Origin of the sequence: Phytoactinopolyspora endophytica (genome assembly GCF_004138495.1) — a bacterium.
In the GTDB taxonomy this organism is placed as follows: Bacteria; Actinomycetota; Actinomycetes; order Jiangellales; family Jiangellaceae; genus Phytoactinopolyspora; species Phytoactinopolyspora endophytica.
In genome coordinates this window covers 48,339-60,975 of record NZ_ML142859.1, presented here as the reverse complement: position 1 = coordinate 60,975, position 12,637 = coordinate 48,339, and the positions used below count along the sequence as shown (strand labels likewise).

Sequence of the window (12,637 nt, the reverse complement as noted above, 5' to 3'; positions counted from 1 at the left end):
AGCTGGTTCTTGATCTCGAAGCCGGCATGGTCGGTACCCACATGGACGCGCATACCGCTCACCTTAGAGCACGCTCCGTCGTGTCCCGCACCGTGTGGGCCATGGCATGCACAATGCGGGGAAGCGACACCCGCCCGCCGGCGCCCTCAGTCGAAGATCGGTTCGCGGGTACGGGTCCGCTTCAGCTCGAAGAACCCGTCGTAGGAGGCCAGGGCCTTGACACCGTCCCACACGCGACCCGCTTCGTCACCCTTGGGCGCCGGCGAGATCACCGGCCCGAAGAACGCGTAACCGGCGACCGCGATCACCGGCGTGCCGACATCCATCCCCACCTGGTCCATACCGGAGTGGTGGCTGGCCTTGAGCGCCTCATCGTACTGCTCGGTGTCGGCGTACCCGGCCAATGACGCCGGCAGCCCGACCTCGTCCAGGGCACCCCGGATGACGTCCGGCATGTCCTTGTTGCCTTGCAGGTGGATACGCGTGCCCATCGCGTCGTACAGCGGCTTGACGAATTCCTGGCCGTGCAGTTCCCGGGCGGCGATGATGACCCGCACCGGCCCCCAGCTCTTCGCCAGCATCGCCGCATAGTCCTCAGGTATGTCGCGCCCCTGGTTGAGGTAGGACAGCGACATCACATGCCAGCTCACCTGAATCGGCCGCACTTTTTCGACCTCGAGGATCCAGCGGGAGGTGAGCCATGCCCAGGGGCACCTGGGATCGAACCAGAAGTCGACCTGCTCCTTCTCCGTGGTATTCGTCGTCGCGTCGGCCGTCTCGGCTACGGTCATGGCCTCTCCCAGAGTGTCGTCGTCATGTCGTCCAGGCACTGCACACCGGCCACCGGCGGCGGCATGCATCCTGTCTTCGACAACCCCGTATCGGCCAGTCCGATTCCCTGATCTTGAGTGATCTGCCAGGATCGGCTCATGCCTGGCACGAATCTCACCCGCGACGAGGCCCGAACCAGGGCGGAGAACATCCACAGCTCGTCGATCGACTACCACGTGGAGCTCGATCTCACCACCGACGACGCGACCTACAGGTCGACGACGGTGGTGCGATTTCAGGCAGACGACGGAACCCGGACCTGGCTGGACCTGATCGCTCCTGCCGTCTACGAGGTGACCCACAACGGCACCGCGCTGGACCACGAAGCGGTCTACTCCGACTCCCGGGTCAACCTCCCCGAGCTGGCCACGGACAACGAGGTGAAGGTCGTCGCCGACGCCGCCTACATGCGAACCGGCGAGGGGTTGCACCGGTTCGTCGACCCGGTCGACGGCGAGACGTACGTGTACTCGCAGTTCGAGGTGGCGGACGCCCGGCGTGTCTTCGCCTGCTTCGACCAGCCGGATCTGAAGGCGACCTTTACCTTCGTCCTCGACGTCCCGGCGCATTGGACGGTCATCTCCAACTCCCCCGCGGCGAGCGTCACCGACGTGCGCGACGGCGTCCGCCGCTGGACGTTCGAGAAGACACCGGTGCTCTCTTCTTACGTCACCGCGCTCATCGCTGGTCCGTACCATGAAGTGCGGACCGACTACGACGGCCGCAACGGCTCCATCCCACTGGGGATCTTCTGCCGGAGATCCCTCGCCGACCACCTCGACGCCGAAGAGCTGTTCGACGTCACCAAGCGCGGCTTCGCCTTCTTCGAGGACATCTTCGGCCTGCCCTACCCGTTCGCCAAATACGACCAGCTCTTCGTGCCCGAGTTCAACGCCGGCGCGATGGAGAACGCGGGCGCTGTCACCATCCGGGATGAGTATGTCTTCCGCAGCCGGGTCACCGACGCCGCCTACGAGCGCCGGGCAGAGACGATCCTGCACGAGATGGCGCACATGTGGTTCGGCGACCTGGTGACCATGAAGTGGTGGGACGACCTGTGGCTGAACGAGTCGTTCGCCACCTGGGCGAGCGTGCTCGCCCAGAGCGAATCCACCCAATGGACGGAAGCGTGGACGACGTTCGCGGTCACCGAGAAGCTCTGGGCGCTGCGCCAGGACCAGCTTCCGTCCACGCACCCCATCTCCGCCGACATCCGGGACCTGGAGGACGTGGAGGTCAACTTCGACGGCATCACCTACGCCAAGGGCGCCAGCGTCCTCACCCAGCTGGTCGCCTGGGTCGGCCGGGACCAGTTCATCGACGGGGTCCGCGCCTACTTCACCGATCACGCGTGGGGCAACACGTCGCTGTCCGACCTGTTCACCCACCTCGAGCGGACCAGCGGTCGTGATCTGTCCGAATGGGGCCAGAAATGGCTGCAGACAGCCGGAGTGAACACGTTGCGCCCGGTCGTCTCGGTCGACGGCGACGGTGGGTACAGTTCCGTCGCCATCGAACAGACGGCGGACGCCGAACATCCGACCCTGCGACCGCATCGGGTGGCGATCGGACTGTACGACGCGAGCGGCGACGGCACGCTCAGCAGGCGCCGACGGGTCGAGCTCGACGTCGCGTCGGAGCGTACCGACGTCGCCGAGCTGGCCGGCGAGAAACAGGCCGACCTGTTGCTGGTCAACGACGATGATCTCACCTTCGCCAAGGTCCGGCTGGATGAACGCTCCCGGCAGACCGTGCTCCAGTCCATCTCCACCCTGCCGCCGTTGCCCCGGGCATTGTGCTGGACGGCGGCCACCGACATGTTGCGTGACGCCGAGCTTCCGGCCCGCGAGTACGTCGAGATGGTGCTGGGCGGTATCGAGCACGAAAGCGTCATCTCCGTCGTCCAGCACGTACTGAGCTCCGCACGGGCAGCCATCGTCCTGTACGCGGATCCCGGCAACCGGATCCAGTTGTCCGCGCGTTGGGTCACCGGGCTGCGCGAACTTGCCGGGAAGGCCGCCGCCGGCAGCGACGAGCAGCTGGCGCTCGCCCGCGCCTGGGCGTCGTCGGTGGCCAGCCAGGAACATGCCGCGGAGATACGGGCGCTGCTGGACGGCGCCGAGGATGTGCTGCCCGGTTTGACCGTCGACACGGAGCTCCGCTGGCACCTGCTGCAGCGGCTGGTGATCATCGGCTGGGCCACCGACGACGACATCGACGCTGAGCTGGAACGAGACCCGACCGCCGCCGGCCGGCGGCACGCGACCTACGCTCGCGCGGCTCGTCCGAGCGAACAGGCGAAGATGGACGCGTGGGCACAGGCGGTCGAGTCCGACGAACTGCCCAACGCGCTGCTGACGGCCACGGTCTCCGGGTTCACCCAGCCGGAGCAGCGGACCCTCATCCAGCCGTTCGTCGGCCAGTACCTCAACTCGGTGGCCCGGGTATGGGCGGAGCGCACCAACGACTCCGCGCAGACGATCGTGCAGGGCCTCTTCCCACGTGTGCTCGCCGACGCCGCCACGGCGTCGAGAGTGCGGGAATGGCTGGACACCGTCGAGCTACCGGACGCCGCGCGGCGGCTCGTCGTCGAAGGGCTTGCCGACCTGGAACGCGCGCTGCGTGCACAAGCATGTGATCGTGAAGCGGCGGACTGACGATCATTCGACGGTGACGGTGACGCGGTGGTGGCCGGAGGCACCGTCAGGGGCGGGTGGCGCCTCGTCAGGCGTCTGGATCTCTCCGTCGGCGGTCGTGGCACGTACGTCGAGGGTGTGCTCACCGGAGGTGGCTTCCCATTCGTAGACCCACTGACGCCACGTGTCGTCGCTGGGGACGTCGCCGAGGTCCGCGGGCATCCAGTCACCGTCGTCGACCCTGACCTCGACGGCCTCGACGCCACGGTGCTGCGCCCAGGCCGTGCCGGCGACGGCGACCGTGCCGGCGGAGACCGTCGTGTCCGAGGCGGGCACCTCGATCCGGGAGGAGACCTTGATCGGCCCCCGCTCGGACCAGCCCCGGGTGGTCCAATACGCCTGGAACTGGTCGAAGCGAGTGACCTCGAGCTCCACCACCCACTTCGTCGCGCTGACGTAGCCGTACAGGCCCGGCACCACCATGCGGACCGGGAAGCCGTGATCCACGGGTAGCGGCTCGGAGTTCATCCCCACGGCGAAGAGCGCGTCGCGGCCGTCGGTGAGCACGTCCAGGGGTGTGCCGCAGGTCCAGCCGTCGTGCGAGGTCGACTTCACGGCGTCGGCGTCCGGTGACGGCCCGGCCAGCGCCAGCACGTCGGCCACCGGGACACCGGTCCACAGCGCGTTGCCGATCAGGTTCCCGCCGACCTGGTTGGAGACACAAGCCAACGTCACCCAGGCGTCCACCAGGCCCATGTCGATCAGCTCGTCGAAGGTGAGCTCGACCTCCTGCTCGACCATTCCATGGATCCGCAGTGTCCAGTCGTCGGGATGGACGTGAGGTTTGCTGAAGGCGGTGTCGATCAGATAAAAGTCATCGTTGGGCGTGCGCCATGGCTCAGCGCCGGAGACGTCCAGGTCGGCGCCGTCGGGAAGGTCGGCTGCCGGGAGGTCGAGGTCCACCGTCAGCTCGTCGCGCGAGTCTTCGACGCCCGACCGCTCGCGGGCGAGCCACCGGCCGACGCCGCCCGCGGCTACCGCCAGCGCGGCCACGCCGCCTGCGCTGCGCAGAAACGTCCGCCGTGCCGTCGCACCGGCCGGAGTCATGTGCGCCGGCTCATGCCCGGACTCCCAGGTGCCTGCTGTATCCGGCGTCTGGGCCGCGGCAGTCCGGAGGGCGAGCCACCTGAGCGTGGGCAGCGCCACGACACCCGCGGCGACGATCGGCAGCAGGTAGGCGCCGTCGGACTCCGGCCGGGACCATACGACGAGCCCGGCGATGACCAGCAGCGCCGTGGCCGCGGCAAGGCCGGCCCGGCGATCCCGGGCTGCGAGGATGCCTACTGCGCAGGCCGTGACCGCGAGCACGATGGCGATGCCGATCCCCAGCACGAGCTTGTCCGCGGTGCCGAACCAGGAGATCGCGAGGTCGGCCAGCCAGCCCGGAGTGATCTCGATGAACCAGTCGCCGACGGCGCTCAACGGCGAGGCGTCCGGACGGCCCATGATGCCGGCCATCAGCTCCGCGGCGCCGAGCCCGAGCGCCAGAGCCACCAGTCCCGCCCATGCGGCGCGTGCCCGATCAGTGTTCACCCTACGATCATGCGCCGATTCTCCGTCCGGCCACACCCATGGCCCGGTCTTGTCATCACCTCTTAAGAATGTTCAAGCCCGCGATCATCAACGATCAGACCCGGCCATGATGCGGCCAGGGGTTGATGATCATGGGGAAATGTCGGCGTGCGCTTGGTATATCTGCATCGGAGTCCGGCCGCGTCCGGTGGGTGCCGCATGGTGGAACGCGAGCCAGAAGAGATCGAACAACTGCAGCAGCATCTCGTTGCCGAGATCGACGAAGAGCAGCCGGTGAAACTGCCGGTCCTGGTCGGGGAATGGCTCCCCTCGCTCGGCGAGGAACCGGCCGCACGCGTGGAGCACCGCGCATACTTCGAGTCGGTCGTCCGGCGGTCCCGGCGCCCGGGCGCTGATTCCGCACCGCGATAGAGATCAGGTGATCACCCGGCCGGTGGTCGCAGGGAGCCGGCCAGCACCTCGGCCAGGTGCTGCGCCCGGCGCCCGGTGAGGTCCTGGATCTGTGTGCGGCAGCTGAACCCGTCCGCCAGCACCATGGTGCCGGCTTCCGCTGCCTCGACGGCCGGCACAAGCACTCGTTCCGCGGCCGCCACCGACACGTCGTAGTGCCCCTTCTCCATGCCGAAGTTTCCCGCCAGACCGCAGCATCCGGAGTCGAGGGTCTGGTTGTCGACACCCACCTTCCGCAGCAGCCGCTCGTCGGCCGCGTTTCCGAACACCGCATGCTGATGGCAGTGCTGCTGCGTGATGGCCTGCCCGCCCACCCCGGGGAGTTCCACGTCTGGCGCGTACCGCTCGAGGAAACCCGCGAGCGTGAACACCCGGTCCGGCAGCCCGTTCAGCTCCTCCTCGCCGAACAGGTCACGCACGTCGTGCCGGAGCACCGCCAGGCAGCTCGGTTCGAGACCGACGATCGGGACACCGCCCTTCAGGACCGGCTCCAGCACGCGCAACGTACGGCGCAGCGTGCGCCGGGCGACGCCGAGCTGGCCGGTCGAGATCCAGGTGAGGCCGCAGCACACCGAGGAGCGCGGAACGCGCACGTCGAAGCCCGCATACTCCAGAACCCGGGCCGCGTCCAGGCCGATCTCCGGCGAGAAGAAGTTCGTGAAGGTGTCCGGCCACAACACCACAGCGGGCCGGTCGCTCAGGGATGCCGGACGGTCGCCGTGCCGAGCCCGCGGCCCCGTGTCGCGGCGTTGCCGTAGCCGGCGGCGCAACGTCCGGCCGGCGAAGCGTGGCATGCTGCGTTCCGGCGCGATCCCGCCCATCTTTTTGACCAGCGCCGCGAATCCACGCGCGCGCAGCATCGTGTTGGCCGCTCGCGGCGCGAGAGACGCCAGTCTGGCCAGCACCGGCAGGTAGCCGAGCGTGTAATGGCTGGCCGGGCGGATCCGTCCGGCGTAGTGCTGGTGCAGGAACTCCGCCTTGTACGAGGCCATGTCCACGTTGACCGGGCAGTCGGACAGACACCCTTTGCAGGCCAGGCACAGGTCCAGCGCATCCCGGACCTCCTCGGACCGCCAGCCGTCGGTGATCGTCTCGCCGCGCATCATCTCGAACAGCATCCGGGCCCGCCCGCGGGTGGAGTGTTCTTCGCGACGGGTCACCATGTAGCTCGGGCACATGACACCCGACGACGTGTCGATGCAGGCGCCAACCCCCACACACCGCCGGGCGGCCGTGGCCGCGTCACCGTCGTCGTGGGGGTAACGCAAGGTGATCGGCAGCTGCTTGCGCGGGCCGTCGAACCTGAGGTCCGCGTCGAGCTTCCGCGGCCGTACCAGTATGCCCGGGTTGAGCAGGTTCTCCGGATCCCAGACAGCTTTGAACTGCTCGAACAGAGCGATCATGTCCGGCGAGTACATCCGCGGCAGAAGCTCCGCTCGAGCTTGACCGTCGCCGTGCTCACCGGACAGCGACCCCCCATGAGCGACGACGAGATCAGCCGCCTCCTCGATGAACGAGCGGAACCGGCGCCGGCCGTTGCCCTCATGCAGAGCGAAGTCGATCCGCACGTGGACGCATCCTTCGCCGAAGTGGCCGTAGGGGATGCCCCGCAACGCGTGCTTGCCCAGCAGGGCCCGGAAGTCACGCAGGTAGCTCCCGAGGTTCTCCGGCGGAACGGCCGCGTCCTCCCACCCCGGCCACGCCTCGGAACCGTCGGCCATCCTGGTCGCGGTCCCGGCCGCCGCCTCCCGAATCGACCACAGACCTCGCTGGTCACCCGGATCCACGGCGACGGCGGTGGCCGCACCTGTGGACCGGCGCAGAACCTCGGCGACCTCCTGCCCGCGCCCCGCGGCGTCGGCGACCGTGTCCCCGCCGGCCTCGACGAACAGCCATCCGCCGCCGGGCGGCAACAGGTCGAGCGCCGCCGGCCGCCGCCCGCGGCTGAGCAAGGCGTCCACCAGGTCCGCCCCCATCCCCTCCACCGTCAGCGGATGCAGCGGCAGCACCTGCGGGACCGCCTCCGCCGCCGCGACGTCGTCGGAATACCCGGCGACGACGAGAACCCGCGCGGCGGGGGCGGGCACCAACCGCACGGTCGCTTCCGTCACGACAGCGCAGGTGCCTTCGCTGCCGGTCAGCACGCGGGCAAGGTTCCGGCCGTTCTCCGGGAGCAGCTGATCGAGCGCATAGCCGGACACCCGGCGCGGCAACGCCGGAAAGCCCTGGCGCAGGGTGCCGAGGTTGCGCTGGGTCAGCTCGTCGAGGCCCCGGTAGATCCGGCCGACCGGCCCTTCGGACGCGGTCAGTTGCGTCCACTGGTCGGCGCTCACCGGCCCGGCGCTCATCCGGTCACCACCGGCCGTCAGCAGCTCGAGACCGACGACATTGTCGGCAGTGCGCCCCCACGCCACCGAATGGGACCCGCACGCGTCGTTGCCGATCATGCCGCCGATCGTGCACCGGCTGTGCGTGGACGGGTCCGGGCCGAAGGTGAGACCGTGCCGGGCCGCCGCCGTGCGCAGTGTGTCGAGCACGACTCCCGGCTGAACACGTGCGACGCGGCGGTCCGGGTCGATCTCCAGCACCTGGTCGAGATACCGGCTGACGTCGAGGATGATGCCGCTGCCCAGCGCCTGCCCGCCGATGCTGGTGCCCGCCCCGCGCGTGGTGACCGGAACGCCGTGTTCCCCGCCCAGCCCCAGCACGGCCGCCACGTCGTCCGCGCTGCGCGGGAACACCACCGCCACGGGGACGTGCCGGTAGTTCGAGGCGTCCATGCTGTAGGTCGCCTGGGCGGAGCGGCCATACTCCACGTCGCCCGAGGTCTCCCGGGCGAGGTCCGCGATGAGCTCGCCCGGGTGCTCGTCGGTCGCGGCTTCGGTCATGCCGCAGGTGCCCCGGCATCTGGTGGCAGCACGTCAAGGACCTTTCCCCCCAGGTTCGGGGCCTCGCTGATCCGCCGCATCCGCACATTCTTTCACGCCACCCGGACGGCACCGGTCAGCTCAATGCCACCCGCCTGGCCACACGGATCAGCGCTGGATGCGCTCGAGCGGCAGGTGAGCGACGGCCCGGAACCGCGTCGCTCCTATCCGCGACCTCACCGTCAATGTAGAAGGCCAGCCCGTTCGGTTCTAGATGAAAAGGCTCTTGAACTCGGCGACCTGGGCGGTGATGGCCCGCTCTGTCGGGAGCCGCTCCACCGACGACGCGCCGAAGAAGCCGACCACCCCCTCGGTGTGCTCCAGGACGTACCGCGCGTCCTCGGGCTCGGCGATCGGACCGCCGTGGCAGAGCACCAGCACGTCCGGGTTGGCGGCGACGGCCGCGTCCCGCATCTCCTGCACCCGTTCGGCGGCCTGGTCCAGGGTGAGCGCCGTGCTGGCGCCGATCGAACCTTTCGTGGTCAGGCCCACGTGTGGCACCAGGACATCCGCCCCGGCCTCCGTCATCGCCACCGCCTGCTCCGGGTCGAACACGTACGGCGCGGTGACCAGGCCCCGCTCCGCAGCGAGCCGGACCATCTCGACCTCCAGGTCGAAGCCCATGCCGGTCTCCTCCAGATTCTGCCGGAAAACCCCGTCGTACAGTCCGACGGTGGGGAAGTTCTGCACTCCGGCGAACCCCATCCGGGCCAGCTCATCGAGGAAGACCGGCATCAGCCGGAACGGATCCGTGCCGCATACCCCGGCCAGTACCGGCGTCTGCTTCACCACCGGCAGTACCTCGGCGGCCATGTCCACGACCACCTGGTTGGCGTCACCGTACGGCAGCAGACCGGCCAGCGAGCCGCGACCGGCCATCCGGTAACGGCCGCTGTTGTAGATGATGATCAGGTCCACGCCGCCGGCCTCCGCGCACTTGGCCGAGAGCCCCGTACCGGCTCCCGCCCCGACGATCGCTTTGCCGTCGGCGACGCTTCCGCGCAGCCGTCCGATCGCGTCCGCGTGGTTCATGCCTGCGCTCCTTCGATCATGGCGTGCAGCCGGTCGGCCATCGCCTCACCGAACGGCGCGTCGTTGATATGCAGGTCCAGGTCGACCAGCTCCACCGATGAGTAGGCCACCGCGGACCGGATCTCGGCAAAGCACAGCCGATCGGCATCCTCGTCGGTGAACGGCTGGCCGTCGGCGTCGAGTGCGGAAACGCCCCGCTTCGGGATGAAGACCGCGGCGGGTCCGGTACTCTTTCGGACCTTGGCTCCCAACCGCTGCCCGAGCGCGGCCATCTCCATGGGTTTGGTCCGCATCAGCGTGACCGTCGGGTTGTGGACGTACAGGTTCCGGTCCGCGAACTTCGCGGGCACGGTCTCCTTCGGCCCGAAGTTCACCATGTCCAACGCACCCGGGGCCACCACCTGCGGCACCCCGTGCCGAGCGGCGGCGGTGAGCCGGTCAGGTCCGGCCGACAGCACACCACCAACCAGATCGTCGGCCAGCTCCGTCGTCGTCAGATCGAGTACTCCGGCCAGCAGGCCGCTCTCCACCAGCCCTTCCATCGCCCGGCCTCCGGCGCCGGTGGCGTGGAAGACCAGGGTCTCGTAACCGAGCGCCTCCAGCCGCGCCCGCGCCGCGTCCACCGCGGGCGTCGTCACACCGAACATCGACGCGGCGACGAGCGGACGGTCGCCGGACTCCGCCTCCGGTCGTGTCGCGTAAGCGTGGGCCATGCCCGCGACGGCCGCGGCCGCATTCCCGAGGATCTTCCTGGACAGCCGGTTGATCCCGGCGATGTCGACGACGCTGTAACTGATCGCCACGTCCTTGGCGCCGACGTACGGCGACACATCGCCGGAGGCCATGGTCGACACGATCAGCTTGGGCAGGCCAATCGGAAGGTCACGGACGGCACGGGCGGCGATGGAAGACCCTCCGCTGCCACCGAGTGCCAGGACGCCGTCCACCCGTCCACGAGCGTACAGGTCGGCGAGTATCTGTGCCGCTCCCTCGCCCATGGCAGTGACGGCCGCGCCGCGGTCACGGCCACGGCGCAGCTCCTCCACGTCTGCGCCACCGACCTCAGCGACCTGGGCGTTCGGGACATCCGGCCGTAACCCGGCCGGCTCGTCCACGCCGGCGTCCACGACGACGACGTCACAATCGAGTTCCGCTACCTGGCCCCGCAGCCAGGCATACTCCTCCCCCTTTGTGTCGAGCGTTCCAACGAGCACAACCGTGGGCATGTCCGTTCCTTTCCACGTCGGGTCTCCGTGGTGGTTACGGTAGTTGAAATCATCGATTTGTTCGCTCCTCCGGCGGTACCGATTCGGGTCGTCCCTGCCACGTCACGGGTACACGTGGGCGAATCGAACCCGCCGACCTTAAGAGAGGTGCGCGGCCATAGCACGCAGGGCACGGCCACGGTGACTCAACGCGTCTTTCTCCTCCGCGGAAATCTCTGCCGTGGTGCGATTGTCCCCATCGGGCACGAAGATCGGGTCGTAGCCGAACCCGCCCGTACCCCGCGGCTCACGGATGAGCGACCCTTGAACCCGGCCCTCTTCGACGAGCTCGGCCGGACCGGCCAGGGCAGCCGGGTTCGCCGGGTCCATGATGCCGGGCGTCGTACCGGCCGGCACCACCAGCGCCGTCACGCACACAAACGCGGCGCCACGACGGTCGTCCGGCACGTCTCGCAGCTGGGCGAGCAGCAAATCGAGGTTCGCGGCGTCGTCGCCGTGGCGACCGGCCCATCGCGCGGAGAACACTCCGGGCATGCCGTTCAACGCATCCGCGCCGATCCCTGAATCTTCGGCCAATGCCGGCAGGGAGGTGGCCGCGGATACCTCTCGCGCCTTGAGCAGGGCGTTCTCGGTGAACGTCAGGCCGGTCTCCACCACGTCGGGGACACCGGAGAACTCGGCCACGCTCACCAGGTCCACCTGGGCGCCCGCCTCGGCGAGGATACGCCGGATCTCGTCTACCTTGTGCTCGTTCCGGCTGGCCAGGACGATCCGCGGCGATACCGTCATGCCGGCTCCAGCGACTTACCTTGCAGCCGCGTCAGTTCCGCACAGCCGGACTCCGCCAGCGCGAGCAGTGCGTCGAGCTCAGCGCGGTCGAACGGCGCGCCTTCTGCGGTCCCCTGCACCTCGATAAAACTACCGCCGCCGGTCATCACCACGTTCATGTCGCTTTCGGCGCGTACGTCTTCCTCATACTTCAGGTCCAGCAGCGGCTCACCGTCGACGACACCCACCGATATAGCGGCCACCGAGTCGGTCAGCACCGGTCCCCGCACTACCAGGCCGCGCTCGCGCATCCACGTCACCGCGTCGTGCAGGGCGACGTATGCGCCGGTGATCGCCGCCGTGCGGGTTCCGCCGTCGGCCTGAAGCACGTCGCAGTCGACCATCAGGGTGTTCTCGCCGAGCCTCGCCGTATCGACGACTCCCCGCAATGACCGGCCGACCAGCCGGGAGATCTCGTGGGTGCGCCCACCGAGCCGGCCCTTCACCGACTCACGGTCGGAGCGCGTGTTGGTGGAACGGGGCAGCATCGCATACTCTGCGGTCACCCAGCCCTGGCCGGATCCTTTCCGCCAGCGGGGGACGCCTTCGGTCACAGACACCGCGCAGAGCACCCGGGTCCTGCCGAACTCGACGAGGACGGAACCCTCGGCTTGCTCTAGCCAACCGCGCGTTATCCGCACCGGACGAAGTTCATCGGCGCTACGGCCGTCGATTCGAGTCATAGGGGTGAGGCTATCTGTCTGTCACGACAGACCGGCACGTGCGGTCCGGGCGGGGTGTGCGTCAGGTTTGTGGTGTGGGCCAGAGGAGTTCGTGACGGTGGCATTGGTGGAGGGTGCGGATGGCGAAGACGGGGTCGAGTCCTTGGGTGGTCCAGTGCATGCCGGCGCGTTTGGCGCGTTGTTTGACGATGGTGTTGCAGGCTGATTCGACGGGGCCGGAGCCGATGTAGTAGCCGTTGGCGCGGAAGTCGGCGTACTGCATGCGGTGGTGGTTGCCGGTGAAGTAGCCGGTCTCGGTGGCGGCGGGCGTGACCAGGTTGGAGTGACACATCCATGACTCACACCCCGAGGAAGAGCCCGGCGAGGGCCTCCGCGCGCGACCCTCCCGCCGCTACGGCAACGACCGTAGCGATGCTTGCCTTGAGCAGCGC

At 68.7% G+C, this 12,637-nt stretch carries 10 protein-coding genes; 1 reads left to right on the top strand and 9 read right to left on the bottom strand.

All coding sequences use genetic code 11. From position 1 onward, the window contains the following. Positions 1-146 precede the first annotated feature (146 nt). Positions 147-791 (bottom strand): mycothiol-dependent nitroreductase Rv2466c family protein, encoded by a 645-nt coding sequence (locus tag ELR45_RS20440; RefSeq protein ID WP_129668013.1) that lies wholly within the window; start codon positions 789-791, stop codon positions 147-149. Positions 792-929: 138 nt separating this feature from the next. Between ELR45_RS20440 and pepN the strand changes: the two genes are divergently transcribed. Next, complete coding sequence (gene pepN / locus ELR45_RS20435; protein ID WP_129668012.1) at positions 930-3,488, top strand: aminopeptidase N; 2,559 nt, start codon at positions 930-932, stop codon at positions 3,486-3,488. 3 nt (positions 3,489-3,491) lie between these two features. Here pepN and ELR45_RS20430 read toward each other — a convergent pair whose 3' ends face one another. The 8 genes from ELR45_RS20430 to ELR45_RS20395 form a co-directional block, all read right to left on the bottom strand. After that, positions 3,492-5,060 (bottom strand): molybdopterin-dependent oxidoreductase, encoded by a 1,569-nt coding sequence (locus tag ELR45_RS20430; RefSeq protein WP_205856948.1) that lies wholly within the window; start codon positions 5,058-5,060, stop codon positions 3,492-3,494. A 129-nt stretch (positions 5,061-5,189) separates the two neighbouring features. Further along, complete coding sequence (locus ELR45_RS20425; protein WP_129668011.1) at positions 5,190-5,405, bottom strand: hypothetical protein; 216 nt, start codon at positions 5,403-5,405, stop codon at positions 5,190-5,192. 77 nt (positions 5,406-5,482) lie between these two features. Then, on the bottom strand, positions 5,483-8,398 hold the full coding sequence (locus ELR45_RS20420) for an FAD-binding and (Fe-S)-binding domain-containing protein (RefSeq protein WP_129668010.1): 2,916 nt from the start codon (positions 8,396-8,398) through the stop codon (positions 5,483-5,485). A gap of 249 nt (positions 8,399-8,647) precedes the next feature. Beyond that, positions 8,648-9,469 (bottom strand): phosphoenolpyruvate hydrolase family protein, encoded by an 822-nt coding sequence (locus ELR45_RS20415; RefSeq protein WP_129668009.1) that lies wholly within the window; start codon positions 9,467-9,469, stop codon positions 8,648-8,650. Next, entirely contained in the window at positions 9,466-10,695 is a 1,230-nt protein-coding gene (locus tag ELR45_RS20410) for a Tm-1-like ATP-binding domain-containing protein (RefSeq protein ID WP_129668008.1), read from the bottom strand. The genes ELR45_RS20415 and ELR45_RS20410 overlap by 4 nt, the downstream gene beginning before the upstream one ends. A gap of 138 nt (positions 10,696-10,833) precedes the next feature. Next, positions 10,834-11,484, bottom strand: a complete 651-nt coding sequence (locus ELR45_RS20405; protein WP_129668007.1) for a non-canonical purine NTP pyrophosphatase — start codon at positions 11,482-11,484, stop codon at positions 10,834-10,836. Further along, the gene (gene rph / locus ELR45_RS20400) at positions 11,481-12,206 is read right to left on the bottom strand and encodes a ribonuclease PH (protein WP_129668006.1); all 726 of its coding nucleotides are present in this window, start codon (positions 12,204-12,206) and stop codon (positions 11,481-11,483) included. Before rph ends, ELR45_RS20405 begins: the two co-directional genes overlap by 4 nt. Before the next feature lie 61 nt (positions 12,207-12,267). After that, positions 12,268-12,537, bottom strand: a complete 270-nt coding sequence (locus ELR45_RS20395) for a hypothetical protein (protein ID WP_129668005.1) — start codon at positions 12,535-12,537, stop codon at positions 12,268-12,270. Positions 12,538-12,637: the final 100 nt, after the last annotated feature.